Annotated in this window: 16 protein-coding genes; 6 read left to right on the top strand and 10 right to left on the bottom strand. The window is 68.6% G+C overall.

The window, feature by feature from the left end:
- Position 1 precedes the first annotated feature (1 nt).
- Positions 2–640, bottom strand: a complete 639-nt coding sequence (gene phnH / locus ABDJ85_RS00360; protein ID WP_347702739.1) for a phosphonate C-P lyase system protein PhnH — start codon at positions 638–640, stop codon at positions 2–4.
- The gene (phnG, locus tag ABDJ85_RS00355; RefSeq protein ID WP_347702738.1) at positions 637–1116 is read right to left on the bottom strand and encodes a phosphonate C-P lyase system protein PhnG; all 480 of its coding nucleotides are present in this window, start codon (positions 1114–1116) and stop codon (positions 637–639) included. Before phnG ends, phnH begins: the two co-directional genes overlap by 4 nt.
- Positions 1117–1194: 78 nt before the next feature.
- On the opposite strand from phnG, the gene phnF reads away from it, so the two are divergent.
- From phnF to ABDJ85_RS00335, 4 genes are all read left to right on the top strand, one after another.
- Entirely contained in the window at positions 1195–1917 is a 723-nt protein-coding gene (gene phnF, locus ABDJ85_RS00350; protein WP_347703808.1) for a phosphonate metabolism transcriptional regulator PhnF, read from the top strand.
- Positions 1917–2606: a DUF1045 domain-containing protein gene (locus ABDJ85_RS00345; protein WP_347702737.1), complete on the top strand. Its 690-nt coding sequence runs from the start codon at positions 1917–1919 to the stop codon at positions 2604–2606. Before phnF ends, ABDJ85_RS00345 begins: the two co-directional genes overlap by 1 nt.
- Before the next feature lie 29 nt (positions 2607–2635).
- The gene (locus tag ABDJ85_RS00340) at positions 2636–3595 is read left to right on the top strand and encodes an NAD(P)-dependent oxidoreductase (protein ID WP_347702736.1); all 960 of its coding nucleotides are present in this window, start codon (positions 2636–2638) and stop codon (positions 3593–3595) included.
- 494 nt (positions 3596–4089) lie between these two features.
- Entirely contained in the window at positions 4090–4737 is a 648-nt protein-coding gene (locus ABDJ85_RS00335; RefSeq protein WP_347702735.1) for a hypothetical protein, read from the top strand.
- 55 nt (positions 4738–4792) lie between these two features.
- On the opposite strand, the gene ABDJ85_RS00330 is transcribed toward ABDJ85_RS00335, so the two are convergent.
- Positions 4793–5047, bottom strand: a complete 255-nt coding sequence (locus tag ABDJ85_RS00330) for a diacylglycerol kinase (protein WP_347702734.1) — start codon at positions 5045–5047, stop codon at positions 4793–4795.
- A 238-nt stretch (positions 5048–5285) separates the two neighbouring features.
- On the opposite strand from ABDJ85_RS00330, the gene ABDJ85_RS00325 reads away from it, so the two are divergent.
- Together ABDJ85_RS00325 and ABDJ85_RS00320 are read left to right on the top strand one after the other, a co-directional pair.
- Positions 5286–5636: a hypothetical protein gene (locus ABDJ85_RS00325; RefSeq protein WP_347702733.1), complete on the top strand. Its 351-nt coding sequence runs from the start codon at positions 5286–5288 to the stop codon at positions 5634–5636.
- A 606-nt stretch (positions 5637–6242) separates the two neighbouring features.
- A complete protein-coding gene (locus ABDJ85_RS00320; protein ID WP_347702732.1) occupies positions 6243–6713 on the top strand; it encodes a hypothetical protein in 471 nt (156 codons plus the stop codon).
- A 37-nt stretch (positions 6714–6750) separates the two neighbouring features.
- Here ABDJ85_RS00320 and ABDJ85_RS00315 read toward each other — a convergent pair whose 3' ends face one another.
- The 7 genes from ABDJ85_RS00315 to cphA all read right to left on the bottom strand — a co-directional run bounded on the left by ABDJ85_RS00315 (position 6751) and on the right by cphA (position 15223).
- Entirely contained in the window at positions 6751–8013 is a 1263-nt protein-coding gene (locus ABDJ85_RS00315; RefSeq protein ID WP_347702731.1) for an NRAMP family divalent metal transporter, read from the bottom strand.
- Between the two features lie 83 nt (positions 8014–8096).
- Positions 8097–9116: an MBL fold metallo-hydrolase gene (locus ABDJ85_RS00310; RefSeq protein WP_347702730.1), complete on the bottom strand. Its 1020-nt coding sequence runs from the start codon at positions 9114–9116 to the stop codon at positions 8097–8099.
- An 80-nt stretch (positions 9117–9196) separates the two neighbouring features.
- Entirely contained in the window at positions 9197–9898 is a 702-nt protein-coding gene (locus tag ABDJ85_RS00305; RefSeq protein WP_347702729.1) for a sulfate/molybdate ABC transporter ATP-binding protein, read from the bottom strand.
- Entirely contained in the window at positions 9895–10641 is a 747-nt protein-coding gene (gene modA, locus ABDJ85_RS00300; RefSeq protein WP_347702728.1) for a molybdate ABC transporter substrate-binding protein, read from the bottom strand. The genes ABDJ85_RS00305 and modA overlap by 4 nt, the downstream gene beginning before the upstream one ends.
- Complete coding sequence (gene modB, locus ABDJ85_RS00295; protein WP_347702727.1) at positions 10638–11306, bottom strand: molybdate ABC transporter permease subunit; 669 nt, start codon at positions 11304–11306, stop codon at positions 10638–10640. Before modB ends, modA begins: the two co-directional genes overlap by 4 nt.
- A gap of 421 nt (positions 11307–11727) precedes the next feature.
- Positions 11728–12438 carry a hypothetical protein gene (locus ABDJ85_RS00290; RefSeq protein ID WP_347702726.1) on the bottom strand — a complete coding sequence of 237 codons (711 nt, stop codon included), beginning with the start codon at positions 12436–12438 and terminating at the stop codon, positions 11728–11730.
- A 223-nt stretch (positions 12439–12661) separates the two neighbouring features.
- The gene (gene cphA, locus ABDJ85_RS00285) at positions 12662–15223 is read right to left on the bottom strand and encodes a cyanophycin synthetase (RefSeq protein ID WP_347702725.1); all 2562 of its coding nucleotides are present in this window, start codon (positions 15221–15223) and stop codon (positions 12662–12664) included.
- Between the last annotated feature and the right edge of the window lie 5 nt (positions 15224–15228).

Genomic DNA, 15228 nt, shown 5'->3' with positions numbered 1-15228 from the left:
CTCAGTCCTTCAGCGTCAAGTGCGTGGTGCGCGGCAGCGCGGCCAGCTGGGTGCCTGCGCACAGCAGCAGGTCCACGCCCAGCGGGAAGTTGCTCTCGGGCCGGGGCCGCGCTTGCCAAAAGGGCGCTGCGTTGGCAGGCGTGAGGCCGGCCACACCCAGCTGGTGTTCATGCTCGATGCCCGGGCCGCGCAGGGCCAGCGGGCCGGTGTCCGACAGCGATTGCGCGTCGAGGAGCAAGGTACCGGCCGACTCGGGCCGCGTGTCGGTGCCGGGGTTGAGCTGCAGCCAGGTGCCGGGCCGCGCAGCGGCGGCGGGCAGGACGACGAAGTCCGCCACCTCGGGCCGCTCCGCCCAGCGCACGCCGGTGTGAAAGCGCAAATACGCCGGCGCCCCCTGCGTGGCCAGCTGCGGGTGCAGCCACAGCGACACCTCGGCATCCAGCAGCGTCAGCAGCAGGGCCGTGAGCGCGGGCGACAAGCCCGGGGGCTCAAGCCCCAGCAGCACGGCCTCGGGCAGGGTCTGGATACGCCCCGGGCGCGACATGGCCTCCAGCACCGCGCGGAAGCTCTGCTGCGCGGCCGGCACGGCCTGCGCAAAGCCCCGGCCCAGCTCGCGGGCTTCCAGGGTGGCGGTGCTCATGAGACCTCCGGCTGCAGGGTGAAGAAGCGCACGCGCGTCGCTTCGGTCTCGGCGCGCTGCTGGCGGCGGGCTTCTTCTTGCTGCGCAGCCAGCGGCGCGACGAGGTCGGCCAGCAAGCCGGCCTGCAGGTCGGGCCGCTGCAAGAGGGCATCCAGCTGCGCCACGCACTGCGCATGCGCGGTGTCGCGGCCCAGCACATGGCCCACGCCCAGCCACACGCGGCCATCGGGGCCGGTGTGGCGCAGCACGCAGCGCGCCAGCGTGGCCTCGCCCAGGTTGAAGCGGTCGCCCGTGTTGCCGATGCGGCCGCGCAGCATCACCAGGCCTTCCTCGGACTCGCGCAGCGGCTCAAAGCCGTGGCCCGCCAGGTGGGGCGCGGCGGCGGCTTGCAGCGCATCGGCTGGCGCCTGGGCCAGCGTGCGCAGCCAGTCAGCGCGCAGGCGCTGTAGGGCAGTGGGATCAGGGCTTGCGTTCATGCCGATGTCATCTAGACGACTCACGATGCGGGTCAGTATCAAGAGAGGGCGTGACAGTTGGATGAAGCCTTGGACCTGATGACGCTGGACCGTGCCGAGCCCGCCGCGCGCTGGCAGCGCATTGCCCAGGCGCTGCGCGAGGACATCACCGCCGGCCGCCTGGCGCCCGGCACCCAGCTGCCCAACGAGACGCAACTGGCCGCGCGCTTTGACGTGCACCGCCACACGCTGCGCCAGGCCGTGCGCCAGTTGGCGCACGAGGGCCATCTGCGTGTGCTGCAGGGGCGCGGCACCTTTGTGCGCGAGCTGGTGCTCGACTACGCGCTGCAGCGCCGCACCCGCCTGACCGAGAACCTCGCCCACGCCGGCGAGCGCGCCACCCGCGAGCTGCTGTCCCATGAGCAGGTCGTCACCGGCCCGTGGCCGCGCGCGTTGCAGCTGCGCGCAGGTGAAGCAGCCGCGCTGCTGCACACGCGCGCCAGCGTGCGCGGCCGGCCCATCGGGCTCTCGCTCTCGGCCTACCCGCAGGCCCTGCTGCCGGGCATGGCCGAGGCCTTTGCCGCCACCGGCTCGGTCACTGCGGCGCTGCGCGCGCTTGGCGTGCAGGACTACCAGCGCGCGCGCAGCACCGTGTCCTGCCGCCTGCCCACTGCTGATGAGGCCGACCTGCTGGCCCGCAGCCATCAAGAGCCTGTGCTCGTCGTCCAGTACCTCAGCCACGACGGCCAGGGCCGTGTGATCGAAGCCGCGCGCACGCTGTTTGCCAGCGATGCCGTGCAGCTGTCGGTGGAGCACGGCTGATGCCTCGCTACGCGCTCTACCTCGTCCCCCCGGCTAGCCACCCGCTCTGGGCCACCGGCAATGCCTGGCTGGGGCGCGACCCCGCCGCGCCGCCCGCCACCTGGGGGCCACCGCCGCCCCTGCGCCGCGAGCCCTGGCGCTACGGCTTCCACGCCACGCTCAAGGCCCCGCTGCGCTTGGCGCCCGGGCACACCGAGGCCAGCTTGCTCGACGCCACCCGCTCCTTGGCCGACGCGCATGCGCCCTTTGACATGCCGCCTTTGGCCGTGTCGTGGCTGGCCGGCTTTCTGTCGCTGCGGCCTCAGCCAGATCCGGCGCCGCATGAGCCCCTGCGCGAGCTGGCCGATGACGCCGTGCGCCGCCTCGACCCCGGCCGTGCTCCCTGGACCGAGGCCGAGCGCGCGCGCTATGTGCGGCCCGACCACAGCCCCCGCCAGCGCGCCCAGGCCGAGCGCTGGGGCTATGCCCACGTGCTGGATGACTGGCGCTGCCACTTCACGCTGAGCGACCCGGTCGCGGGTGGTGATGCCCAGGCGCTGCACGCTGCCGCGCAGGCCCACTTCGCCCCCGCGTTGGCGGTGCCCTTGCGCTGCACCGAGCTGGCTCTCTACCTGGAGCCCGCGCCGGGTGATCCCTTCGCGCTCTGGCAGCGGCTGCCGCTGCATGGGCCGGCCGTCAGCGGCACTTGAACTCCTCCACTTGCATTGCAGTCCCCACCATGTCCACCTCCGCCCACCGCATCCTCGTGACCCAGCCCATCCATGCCGAAGTCCACGCCCGGTTGCGGCGCCTGGGCGAGGTGGACGTCTTCCCCGGCCCCGGCGCGCTAACCCCCGAAGCCCTGGCCGAGCGTCTGCGCCCCTGCACCGCGCTGATGGGCTTCATGACCGACCGCGTAGACGACGCCCTGCTGGCCCAGGCGCCGCAGCTGCGCGTGGTGTCCGCCGCACTCAAGGGCTATGACAGCTACGACGCCGCCGCCTGCGCGCGCCGGGGCATCCACTTCGCCAGCGTGCCAGACCTGCTCACCGCGCCCACCGCCGAGCTGGGCGTGGGCCTGGCCATTGCGCTGGGCCGCCATGTGCTTGCTGGCGACGCCCAGGTGCGCAGCGGCCAGTTCGCCGGCTGGCGCCCGCAGTTCTACGGCCGGGGCCTGGTCAGCGCACAGGTCGCCGTCATCGGCCTCGGCAAACTGGGCCGCGCGCTGTGCCTGCGGCTGCGGCCCTTTGGCTGCCGCAGCATCATGGGCGTGGACCCCAACGCCCCGCCCCCCAGCGGCGTCGTCCGCGTCGGCCTCGACGCCGCGCTCGCCACGGCCGACTTCGTCTTCCTCACCGCCCCGCTTCAGCCCGACACCATCGGCCTCATAGGCGCCGAGCAGATCGCCCGCACCCCGCCCGGCTGCCTCTGGGTCAACATCGGCCGCGGCAGCGTGGTGGACGAAGCGGCCTTGCTCGCCGGCCTGCAATCCGGCCACGTCGGTGGCTACGCGGCCGACGTGTTCGCGTTTGAAGACTGGAGCCTGCCGGACCGTCCTCGGGAGATTGCGCCCGCGCTGCGCGAGCACCCGCGCACCGTGTTCACACCGCACCTCGGGTCAGCGGTGCGCGAGGTGCGGCTGGCCATTGAGCATGCGGCGGTGGATGCGATTGAGAGGGTGTTGGTGGGGGCTGCGTGATTGGCTGATGCGGCGAGCGGGTTGGCAAAGGCCCGCCCGGGCTGGCTGGGGCGCTCCAGTTGGGGCGGTCGCTGTGCGACTGCCCTGCGGTGCTCGGCTTGCGGGGCTCGCGCCGAACTTCCTTCGCTACGCTCCGGTCGAATAGGCGGCGCGAAGTCAGTTGTTGAAGTGCGCTGCGCGCACGCCCCGCAAACCTCCGCTCCTCGGCGCCCCAAAAGTCCGCGCCCCAACCAGCCCGGGCGGGCCTGTTTTGGGTGGCGGTGGGTTGGTGCGGAGGGTGAGCGGCGAACCGGTTGCGCGTAGCCGCGTTCATGGGTGCCATGCGCCGCGAAAACGTTGTTGGCGAGGCCAATTCCTACCGTCAGAATCGTCCTGAACTTCCTTTTTCGAATGATTTGACGAGAGATCGCACATCGCATCGTGGCACCTGGATGCCGTTTGCCGCGTCCCAGTCAGTTCGGTGCGGGGAAGCCTCTTTCGTTCGTTGGACGTCCATGAATCCTTTGCTGCGCTACGCGTGGTTGCTTTGTGTGCCATCGCTCGCAATTGCCGCTGCGCCAGAGCTTGCTTTGAATGAGCACGTGCGACTCACCGCAAAGACCTCCCAAGGCACCATTGCCGTTGTCTCGGGTGCCGGGTTGGACCGTGCGTACCAGTGGAACGATTGTTCGCTCAGTGCAGATATGCATCCGCGCGCCAGCCGATGGTTTGGCAGCCTGGGCATCTACGACCCGGCACCTTCGACACTCCGCTTGCCGCTGAATCGGTGCAACGGCGTTTACCGTACGGTCGTCCAAGAGGGGCAAATTCATTTTGCCGATCCATCTGCCGCGAATGCCTGGCTACTTCGCTACTCAAAGGTTCGGCCAACCATTTGGTCGAATGACGGTCTTGTCGTCCAGTGGGCTGCGTCGCTTCCGCGCGAGCAGTTGAGTGTTGATGTCTGGCAAGTCTGTATCGCCAATCAGTACCCCAAGCAATTGCCCGGTGCTGACGACGCAGCGCTTCAGCTGGCGCGCATCAAAGGCAATGGCCCTGCCAGGCGTCCATGCGCATCCGTCGATGCCGGTGTCGTATTGGCTACTCAGGCAGCTTGGCAACAGCATTGGGAGAGTGTTGATCCAAGTAGGGTGGGTCGATGACCCGCGCAATCGTCGTGCCGGCATCTGAACCCGCCGCCCGATAGGCCTCCCGCCCTCAAGCCCCCAACAACCCCACCAGCACCGGCCCCGCCAGCGCCAGCCATGCGCCGGCCAGCACCACCAGGGCCACAAAGACCGCCGCACTGCCGCAGTCCTTGGCCTTGGCGGCCAGGGGGTGGATGTCGGGGGAGGCCATGTCGACGATGGCTTCGAGGCCGGAGTTGAGCAGCTCGGCCACGAGCACCAGGCCCATCAGGGCGAGCAGCAGGACGGTGTCGATGCGCTGCGCGCACGCCCCGCAAACCTCCACTCCTCGGCGCTCCAAAAGTCCGCGCCCCAGCCAGCCCGGCGGGCCTTTGGGGGTGGCGGTGGGTGTGTGCAGAGAGTGGGTGCGGAGGGTAGTTTTTACGGCTGCCAAACCTGGTCAGGCTGGCATCATTCCCGGCGAGCGGTGCCTTGAAATTGCGCAGGTCAGGGCCCAGCATACGCAGCAGTCAGCCTTCACAAGAGGCGCTGACTGTCTCCCGAGAACACCTTAGGCGGCGTCGATGTCTTCGTTCACTTTCTGGTCACTGTCCATGGCGATCGTCGTTCTCCTGCTCTTTGCGGTGAACGCACTTGTGTATCGCCTCCGCTTTGGCACCTTCCTTCGAAAGTCGGCGCGCCCTCAACGCTCTGCCGCCTTGCCGCCCTCCCAGGTCGTGCTGGGTCTGGCATTCACCTTCGCGCTGCTTGTGGGTCTCGCGACACCGCAACTGTTCCCCGGCTCCCAGCTTGCCCAGTGGCTATCCGAACCGTATGCCAAAGCGGCGTACTACCTCTGGTCCTTTCTCGGCACGGTCCTGGTTGGTGTCGCTATCGCGGTCGTGTCTCGAGGCAAGGTCGATGGTCGTGCGTAGCAGTCCGGCACGTTCCGCCCAACCGGGTAGGCCGCCGTCTAACCCTTCGACGTCTGTCGCCTGCGGGTGAGCTCAAACCTTAGGCCTCATGCAAGTACCACCTGACACCCTAGAGCAGGCGCGTGCCCGATATGCGATCTGGGAGCGCTCGGCAGGTATCACTCTGCTGGTACTTGGCACTTGCTTCCTGGCGAGCTTGGCCGTTCGTGTTCCGGGCATTCCATTCGTAGCTCTCAGCGTCGTGGCCGGGCTTCTCATGTTTGTAGCTTGGCGCCTGAGCTTAGCCAACAAGAGCGCTCCCGCTCTGGCCACCTGCCTCGGTGCGTTGGTAGCGGCGCTCCTGGCGCTTTCGCAAGAACTGCCTGCGCCAGTTGAAGTACTCCTGCCCCAAGGCCTGAGCCTAGTTGCCTTGGCCCTGTTCGCGGGCATCTTCGCGTACCGTCGTCGCCAGACATGATGTGTAGCTCGTAGGTTGGAGTAAGCCTGCGAACCGCAACAGCTCTGCCGGCAAAAGGCGTTGGGGTTCACGGTGTTCACCCCAACCTACGGGCTAACCCTTCGCCGTCTGTCGCCCGCAGGTGAGCTCAAACCTTAGGGCGCACGAACGTGAACATTGAATTCGACGCCTTGTACGCCAGTACCCAGCCCGACCTGGAAGCTGTGTCCGGCCCGCTTTTCGACTTTTCAGCGCTGTGCCTGAAGAAGCGGGGCAACTTCCTTCCACACGGTGCCTTGCTGAAGAAGGATGGACAGCTTGTACTGGTCTCGGCGGCGCCCAACGGAGCCGACGGGCATTCCACATCTGTCGAGGTCCTGCCGCTCCTTCACGATGGTCTCCGACAGCGAGCCAGAGAGCTAGGAGCAAGAGCAATAGGGGTCGCTGAGAACGTCACGGCGACTCGCGAAGGGCAGGCTCCGGCAACCGCAATCAAGGTTCTGTTCGAGCACGAGAACGGCCTGACCGTTGCGCTGTATTTGCCGTTCAAGAAGCGCTTTCTGAGAGCGCCGGAACTGGGCGAGATCTTTGCCGCCTCAGCCGAAGCTGAAGTGCGTGCGTGGGCTTCAAGCGCGGCCTAACCCGTCAGGCTTGGCCGCTCTGACCGGCCCGCCCGCCTCACCCCACCCAGCTCATCCACCCCAGCGCCAGCACCGTGGCCAGCATCACGCCCGTGGCCAGCCAGCCCAGGGCGCGCAGGCGGGGGCCGATGGTGTGGCTGCCCATCACCTTGCGGCTGCTGGCCAGCAGCATCATGGCGGCCATGATGGGGACGGCGGCGACACCGTTGAACACCGCCGACCAGAACAGCTCGCGCACGGGGTCTACGGGCGTGAAGCACAGGGCCACGCCAACGAGGGTGGCCACGGCGATCACGCCGTAGAAGCCGCGGCCCTCGCCGCGCTCCAGCTTGAGGCTGAGGCTGCCTTCCCAGCCGGCCAGTTCGGCCACCGCATAGGCGGCGGAGCCAGCGAGCACGGGCACGGCCAGCAGGCCGGTGCCGATGACACCCAGCGCAAACAGCAGCGCCGCTTGCGGGCCGGCCAGCGGGCGCAGCGCCTCCACGGCCTGGGCCGAGGTCTCGATGTGAGTAATGCCGGCGCGGTGCAGCGTGACGGCGGTGCTGAGCATGATGAAGAAGGCGATGGCGTTGGAGAAGCTCATGCCCACGATGGTGTCGAACTTGATGCGCCGCAGGTGGCGGCGCACCTCGTGGGCCGAATGCGGCTGGCCGGCGCCGGCCGCGCGGTCTTCCACCTCCTGGCCGGCCTGCCAGAAGAAGAGATAAGGGCTGATGGTGGTGCCCAGCACGGCCACCAGGGTCAGCAGCAGGTCGGCGTCCCACTTCAGCTGGGGCAGCAGCGCGTGCAGCAGCACCTCGCCCCAGTCGATGTGCACCATGCAGACCACGCCCAGGTAGGCCAGCAGGGCCAGGGTCAACCACTTGAGCCCGCGCACATAGCTCTGGTAGGGCAGAAAGACCTGCATCACCACGCAGGCGAGCCCGAAGGTGACGGCGTACACATGGGCCGAGCCGCCCACCAGCAGGCGCAGGGCCTCGGCCATGGCGGCGATGTCGGCCGCGATGTTGAGCGTGTTGGCGGTGACGAGCAGGCCCACCAGCAGCAGCAACCAGGGCCGGGGAAAGGCGCGCTTCATATTGGCCGCCAGGCCGTGGCCGGTGACATAGCCGATGCGCGCGCTGACGAGCTGGATGGCCGCCATCAGCGGCAGGGTGATGACCAGGCTCCACAGCATGCGCGTGCCGAATTGGGCACCCGCCTGCGAGTAGGTGGCGATGCCGCTGGGGTCGTCGTCCGCCGCGCCGGTGATGAGGCCGGGGCCGAGCTGGCGGAGGTGGTGGCGCAGGCGCTTGAGCATGGGGGCCTGAGTGTCGGTGGTGGCCTCCCCAGCCGGCCCGCGTGCGCTTGCAGGCGGCTGCACGCCAGCTTGCCCCAGCCTGTTCAGCGCGGCGCGAGCTTCCAGGTGCCGCCGATGGGCAGGGTGCCGAACTGCTCCGCCGTCAGCCCGGCCAGCGGGCGCAGGCGCTCCAGCTCGCGCGGGGGTTCATCCAGGGCTTCGTCGGTGAGCTCGAAGGTGCCCCAATGCACGCCGAGCGAGCGTTTGGCGCCGAGGTCGGCGTGGATGCGCAGGGCCTCTTCCACGTCGACGTGCTGGTCCTTCATGAACCAGCGCGGCGCATAGGCGCCGATGGGGATCAGGGCGATGTCGAAGCCGCCGCCTTGCTGGGGCTGCTGCCGCTCGGCCAAGCGCTCGCGGATGCGAACGAAGTCGCGCGAGTAGCCGGTGTCGCCGGCGTAGAAGAGCTGGCAGTTGGGCGCAAACACGGCAAAGCCGCCCCACAGGGTCTGCATGCGGTCACCCAGGCCGCGCGCGGACCAGTGGTGGGCGGGCAGCAGCATCACATCGACGCCCTGGGCGCCCTGCACGCTGTGGGTTTGCCACCAGTCCAGCTCCACCACGCGCGAGAGGCCTTGTGCCTGGAACCACGTGGCCAGGCCCAGCGGCACGATGAAGAGCGGGCTGCCGCCGCGCTGCGCGGCCAGGGCGCGGCAGCTGGGCAGGTCGAGGTGGTCGTAGTGGTTGTGCGAGACCAGCACCAGGTCGATGTGGGGCAGGTCGGCCAGGGCCACGCCGGGCGGCTGCTCGCGCTTGGGGCCGATGAAGGACAGCGGCGAGGCGCGCTCCGAAAAGATCGGGTCGGTCAGCAGCGAGAGGCCGCCCAACTGGGCCAGCACGCTGGCGTGGCCGATCCAGGTCACGGCCGGCTGCTGGGCTGGGCCGGTGTTGGCCTGGATGAAGCCGAGATCGGGCGCCGTGGTGGGGATGGGCGCGCTGGGCCGGGGCGGCAGGCCCTGGCGCATGGCGTCGAGCCGCCAGCGCAGCACGTCGCCCAGGCTCTTGGGCTCGAAGCCGGCATCGTTGTTCTGGAAGCCGCCGTCGCGGTGGTGGGGTGGGCGCATGGGGTCGGGTGCGGGAGTGAGGCTGCTGCAGGCGGAGAGGGCGGTGCCGAGCGAAGCAAGACCGAGGGCATGCCTCCGCCTCACAGGGTCGCGTCCTTCTGGTGCAGGTCCACCGTCTTGGCAATGTGGCCGCCGTGCATGACCAGGGCCTGGTCGGCCAGCGAGAACACGTCCTCGGGGTCGTGGCTGATGATGACCATGGGGATGCGCCACAGCCGCTGCCACACCTTGAGCTGCTCGCGCAGCTCGCGCCGCAGCAGGGTGTCCAGCGCCGCAAAGGGCTCGTCCAGCAGCAGCAGCTTAGGCTTGGAGGCAATGGCGCGCGCCACCGCCACGCGCTGGCGCTGGCCGCCCGAGAGGTCGGCCGGCCGGGCCTGGGCCACGTCGGCCAGGTCAAAGCGGTCCAGCAGCTCGCCCACGCGGCGGGCATTGCCACCCTTGAGCTGCGGGCGGAACCAACGCGTCAGCGCAAAGCCGATGTTCTGCTGCACCGTCATGTGCGGGAACAGCGCGTAGTCCTGGAACACATAGCCCAGCTCGCGCTCCTGGGGCGGCAGGTTGATGCCGCGTGCGCTGTCAAACAGCGTGCGGCCGCCAATGCGCAGCTGGCCCGAGTCAGGCCGGCGCAGGCCGGCCAGCAGCTGCAGGCTGAGCGTCTTGCCCGAGCCCGAGGCGCCAAACAGCGCCAGCACCGGGCCCTCGGTGTCGAGCTGCAGATGCAGCTCGAAGCGCCGCGCGCCGTCCTGCAGCGTGAGCTTGAGGTTGGCTTCGATCAGGCTCATGGGGGCGTGAAGCCGCGTTGGGCCAGAACGGCCTGCGCCTCGCGCGAGCGCAGATGCAGCAGCAGCGCCGCCGCCAGCGCCGCGCGTGGGCTGCCTTGGGTGGCTTGTGTGACCGCGCCGGGGTAGCGCACGGCCACGTCAAAGCGCTGCACCACGCGCAGCTTGTCGGCCTGAGTGGCGGCATCGCTGAGGTAGACAAAGCCGGCCTGCACCTCGCCGCGCGCCACGTAGTCCAGCGCCTGGCGCACGTTGTCGGCCGGCACCAGGCGGGGCTGCAGCGCGTCCCACAGCCCGGCAGCCTCCAGCACCTCGCGGGCGTAGCGGCCGGCGGGCACGCTGGTGGGCTTGCCGATGGCGATGCGGCGCACAGCCGGCAGGGTCAGGTCGGCCAGTTGCCGCAGCGGGGCGGTGCTCTTGGCAGCCTCGATCAGCACCAGCACATTGCCAGCAAAGTTGATGCGCGTGTCCGGGCGGATCAAGCCCAGGCTCGCGGCCTGGTCCATGCTGGCGAGGTCGGCCGTCAGCAGCAGGTCCACGGGCGCTCCTTGACGCAGCTGCTGCACCAGCAGGCCCGAGGCGCCAAAGTTGAAGCGCAGCGTCACGCCCGGGTGCGCCGCCTCGAACTGCGGGCCAATCTCGCGCAGCGCGTCCGTCAGGCTCGCGGCGGCCGAGACGGTCAGGGTCTCGGCACGGGCCAAGGTGGCGAGCAGCAGAGACAGGGCGATGGCGAGCAGTTTGTTCATGCGCGGGGCTTGAGCCGGTTGGCCGTGAGCAAGATGGTGATGGTGATCGCCGAGGTGGCCAGCACCAGCAGGCCGGCGGTCATGTCGTCACCCGCCTGTACGGCGTCGTAGATGGCCATGGAGGCGGTCTGCGTGTGGCCAGGGATGGAGCCCGCCACCATCAGCGAGGCGCCAAACTCGCCCATCGCCCGCGCAAAGGCCAGCAGCGTGCCCGCCAGGATGCCGGGCCAGGCCAGCGGCAGCACGATGCGGATGAGGATGTCCGCCTCCGGCTGGCCCAGCGTCCGCGCCGCCGCCACCAACTGCCCGTCCACGCCCTCTAGCGCCGTGATCGAGGCCTTGAGCACCAAGGGCAGCGCCACCACCGTGGCGGCAATCACGGCGCCCGGCCAGGTGAAGATCAGTGAGATATCAAACCACCGCAGCAGCGGCCCACCCACCCAGCCGTTGCGTCCCAGCACGTGCAGCAGCGCAAAGCCGATGACCGTGGGCGGCAGCACCAGCGGCAGCATGAAGATCGCCTCCAACAGCGCCGCCCCGGGGAAGCGCTTGCGCGTGAGCAGCAGCGCCAGTGCCAGACCTAGGCCCAGCGCCAGCACCGTCGCCACGCTGGCCACTTTCAGCGACAGCAACAGCGGGTGCCAGGGGAGCTCGGCGAGCGTCATGGCGGGCGAGTCTAGGGCAAGGGGCTGACCGTTTCGCCGCGCTGGGTGCGCGGCGGGGTTGATGCCTTGAGTGGGTTGGCAAAGGCCCGCCCGGGCTGACTGGGGCGCTCCAGTTGAGGCGGTCGCTGCGCGACTGCCCTCCGGTGCTCGGTTTGCGGGGCTCGCGCCGAACTTCCTTCGCTACGCTCCGGTCGAACAGGCGGCGCGAAGTCAGAGGTCGAAGTGCGCTGCGCGCACGCCCCGCAAACCTCCGCTCCTCGGCGCCTCAAAAGTCCGCGCCCCAGCCAGCCCGGGCGGGCCTTTGTGGCGGCGGAGGGCGGGCCCACTTGAAATTGAAGACGCGACCGCGACTCCTTCGAGCCCGAATGCTTGGCACGCGTGCCTCGCCGGCAGCAAAGCCAACCATCGCTCGTGCGGATGGTCAGCGGGCGAGTCCCTCCTCACTGTGACGGCCGCTCGTGCCTGACGCCTTGACAACTCCATAAATGCCGATCAAGCCCAGCAACAGCATCCACGCTTGCTGCGGCTCGGGCACCGCGGGAATCGCATCTTTGAAATTTAAGGTGACGCTTGCGTACGAGCCGTCTGCAAAGGCTACGTTGAACTGGCCGCCTGCAAATAAGGAGGGGGAGAGGGTTGCCGGCAACGCCAAGCTAGAAACTGGGTCAATATATTCCAGGCCGAGATTTAGGTCATAGATGTATGGCGAGTCTTTCATGCCATCAGCATGGAATGGGCCATATTGATTGACGTAGAACCCATCTGGGCTAAATGGTGTGCCGGTGTGGTGATCCACTACCAGATTAATGTAGCTGTAGTCCTTGTGCAGGCTCGAAACCACGCCGGCTTTGGATGTTAGTTCTAAACCGCTTGACGGCGAATAGTCAGTGTAGAACGCAGTATCAATAAAAGGGTGTTCAAGTCTGGGTACCAGCGGGTCATATACAAGCCGCCCCGTAACCACCTCGCCAATAGCATAGGACTTACTCGCGTTGGCACTGCCCAAGGACGAAGTGCCTACGGTGGTTACAACACCCCAAAAGTTGAATTCAGAAATATCTGCTTGGGCGCTTTGAACGGCAGCCAGCAAGCCAACTAGGCCAATCGTCATGGCCTTTAATAATTTGTGCATTGGTTCTCCCTTGGGCCGCACCAGCGGCGCGACGACTGTACTTTGAAGGCAGTCTCGAACGGCGGACTCGGCCCTTCATGCCAGGGGTGCTCTGCGTCCCCTTAAGAGGGGATGGACGGCGGTGGCACTCGCCGGCGTGGAGCAGCGACGTTGCCGCAGTCGTGAAGCAGCCAGGTAGGGTGGGTGCGAGCGCGGCAACCCGACCCTCACCACCGGCAGCCAATCAGCCCTCAGCTATCCGCTTCGCCAAGTGAGCCAGCGCCTCTTCCACCTGATCCACCAGCACCAGGCACAAATCACCCGGTTGAAGGCGGCTCAAGGCGCGGTCGATGGCGATGAACTCGCCGACGATTTCTTCGACGTGGTGGGTGCGCTTGGCACCGCGCAGGCCTTCGCGCAGCAGGGCCACGACCTCGCCGGCTTCGCGGCCGCGTTGGCAGGCGTCTTCGTAGAGGATGGCCTCGTCAAAGGCGTCGCCGAGGATCTCGGTTTGGACGCGCAGGTCTTCGTCGCGGCGGTCGCCGGCGCCGCTGATGACCACGACGCGCTTGCTGGCGGGAATCGCGGCCACGGCGCCGACCAGGGCCTTCATGGCGTCGCCGTTGTGGCCGTAGTCGGCAATCACGGTGGCGCCGCGATAGTCCATGACGTTGAAGCGGCCGGGGGCGTTGTCGGCGTCGTTGGCAAAGCTGGCCACGCCACGGCGGATGGTGTCCCAGTCGAGGCCGGCGCCCCAGGCTGCGGCCACGGCGGCCATGGCGTTCTCGACCTGGAAGCCGATGGCGCCGCCGCGCGTGAGCGGGATGTCGCGCAGCAGGATGCTCTCGCGCCAGGCGCCTTGGGCGGCGACGATGTGCTCGCCGTCGACGAACACGCAGCGCTTGCCTTGGGCGCGCTGCGTGGCCATCAGCGGGTGGTGGCGGTCGATGGCGAAGTAGATGACCTGGCCGGGGCAGACGGCGGCCATGCCGGCGCACAGCGGGTCAGCGGCGTTGAGCACGGCATAGCCGGCCGGGGCCACGTTCTGCACGATCACGCGCTTGACGAGGACCAGGTCCTCGGGCGTGTGCAGGAAGTTCATGCCGAGGTGGTCGCCCGCGCCGATGTTGGTGCAGACGGCGACCTGGCAGCGGTCAAACCCCAGGCCCTCGCGCAGGATGCCGCCGCGCGCGGTTTCCAGCACCGCCGCTTCGACGTCGGGGTGCATCAGCACATTGCGGGCGCTCTTGGGGCCTGAGCAGTCGCCGCTGTCGATCTGGCGGCCATCGACGTAGACACCGTCGGTGTTGGTCATGCCCACGCGCAGGCCGCAGCTGGCGAACAGGTGCGCGATCAGGCGGGTGACGGTGGTCTTGCCATTGGTGCCGGTGACGGCGACGACGGGGATGCGCCCATCGTCCGCCTTGTGGCCGGTGCCGAACAGGTGGTTGACCACGGCCTCGCCCACATTGCGGCCCTTGCCGAAGCTGGGCGACAGGTGCATGCGAAGGCCCGGCGCGGCGTTCACTTCGACGATGCCGCCGTTCTGCTCTTCCAGCGGGCGCAGCACGCCCTCGGCCACCACGTCCACGCCGCAAACGTGCAGGCCCACGATCTGCGCCGCCGCAATCGCGCGGGCGGCCACCTCGGGGTGGACGTCGTCGGTCACATCGGTGGCAGTGCCGCCGGTGGAGAGGTTGGCGTTGTTGCGCAGGACGACGCGCTGGCCCTTCTCGGGCACGGACTTTGGCGTCAGGCCTTGCTGGGTGAGGCGCGCGACGGCGATGTCGTCGAAGCGGATCTTGGTCAGTGAGGTGGCGTGGCCATCGCCGCGGCGCGGGTCGCTGTTGACCTTGTCGACCAGCTCCTTGACGGTGAGCACGCCGTCGCCCACCACGTGGGGCGGGTCGCGCCGCGCGGCGGCCACGAGCTTGTCGCCCACCACCAGCAGGCGGTAGTCGCCACCGGGCAGGAACTTCTCGACCATCACGGGGCCGATGTCCTCGGCGGCCTTGTAGGCGGCGTCGATGCCCTCACGGGTGGTGACGTTGACCGTCACGCCCTTGCCCTGGTTGCCGTCCTGCGGCTTGACGACCACGGGCAGGCCGATCTCCTGGGCCACGGCCCAGGCGTCATCGGGCGAGCTGACCGGCCGGCCGATGGGCACGGGCACGCCGGCCGACTGCAGCAGGCGTTTGCAGAGGTCTTTGTCCTGCGCGATGGACTCGCTGACGGCGCTTGTCGCATCGACCTCGGCCGCCCAGATGCGGCGCTGCTTGGCGCCCCAGCCGAACTGCACCAGGCTGCCTTGGGTGAGGCGGCGGAAGGGCACGCCGCGCGCAGCGGCCGCGTTGACGATGGAGCCGGTGGAGGGGCCAAGGCGCACGTCCTCGTCCAGCTCGCGCAACCTTGCCAGCACCTCGTCGTCATCAAAGCTGCCACCGTTCAGCGCGGCGTTGACGAGCTTGACGGCCTCTTCAAAAGCCAGCTTGCCGACGTCTTCCTCGCTGTACTCGACCACCACCTGGTAGGTGCCGGTCTCGGGCGTGACGTGGGTCTGGCTGAAGGTGACGGGGCAGCCGGCCTGGGCTTGCAGCGTGAGCGTGGCTTGCTCGATGACCTGGGCCAGCGAGGCGTCGGAGCGCAGCTCGCCGATGGTGGGGAAGAGAGCGCGCAGCCGCGCCTCGAAACCCGCCAGGCGCTCCAGCGAGCGTTCGGCCTCGTCACAACGAACGACGGCTTCGATGGCGGTGTGGCGGCTCCAGATATTGGGGCCGCGCAGGGCACGAATGCGAGAGATGTCCATGAATG

This window comes from Roseateles paludis (genome assembly GCF_039872745.1).
Lineage (GTDB): Bacteria > Pseudomonadota > Gammaproteobacteria > Burkholderiales > Burkholderiaceae_C > Pelomonas > Pelomonas paludis.
The sequence above is the reverse complement of the archived record's forward strand: the minus strand, read 5'-3'. Positions and strand labels throughout refer to the sequence as shown.

Bases quoted from the DNA above. Each gene is read 5' to 3' on its own strand.
- phnH (WP_347702739.1), bottom strand. From the start codon at position 640: ATGAGCACCGCCACCCTGGAAGCCCGCGAGCTGGGCCGGGGCTTTGCG.
- phnG (WP_347702738.1), bottom strand. From the start codon at position 1,116: ATGAACGCAAGCCCTGATCCCACTGCCCTACAGCGCCTGCGCGCTGAC.
- phnF (WP_347703808.1), top strand. From the start codon at position 1,195: ATGACGCTGGACCGTGCCGAGCCCGCCGCGCGCTGGCAGCGCATTGCC.
- ABDJ85_RS00345 (WP_347702737.1), top strand. From the start codon at position 1,917: ATGCCTCGCTACGCGCTCTACCTCGTCCCCCCGGCTAGCCACCCGCTC.
- ABDJ85_RS00340 (WP_347702736.1), top strand. From the start codon at position 2,636: ATGTCCACCTCCGCCCACCGCATCCTCGTGACCCAGCCCATCCATGCC.
- ABDJ85_RS00335 (WP_347702735.1), top strand. From the start codon at position 4,090: ATGAATCCTTTGCTGCGCTACGCGTGGTTGCTTTGTGTGCCATCGCTC.
- ABDJ85_RS00325 (WP_347702733.1), top strand. From the start codon at position 5,286: ATGTCTTCGTTCACTTTCTGGTCACTGTCCATGGCGATCGTCGTTCTC.
- ABDJ85_RS00315 (WP_347702731.1), bottom strand. From the start codon at position 8,013: ATGCTCAAGCGCCTGCGCCACCACCTCCGCCAGCTCGGCCCCGGCCTC.
- ABDJ85_RS00310 (WP_347702730.1), bottom strand. From the start codon at position 9,116: ATGCGCCCACCCCACCACCGCGACGGCGGCTTCCAGAACAACGATGCC.
- ABDJ85_RS00305 (WP_347702729.1), bottom strand. From the start codon at position 9,898: ATGAGCCTGATCGAAGCCAACCTCAAGCTCACGCTGCAGGACGGCGCG.
- modA (WP_347702728.1), bottom strand. From the start codon at position 10,641: ATGAACAAACTGCTCGCCATCGCCCTGTCTCTGCTGCTCGCCACCTTG.
- modB (WP_347702727.1), bottom strand. From the start codon at position 11,306: ATGACGCTCGCCGAGCTCCCCTGGCACCCGCTGTTGCTGTCGCTGAAA.
- ABDJ85_RS00290 (WP_347702726.1), bottom strand. From the start codon at position 12,438: ATGCACAAATTATTAAAGGCCATGACGATTGGCCTAGTTGGCTTGCTG.
- cphA (WP_347702725.1), bottom strand. From the start codon at position 15,223: ATGGACATCTCTCGCATTCGTGCCCTGCGCGGCCCCAATATCTGGAGC.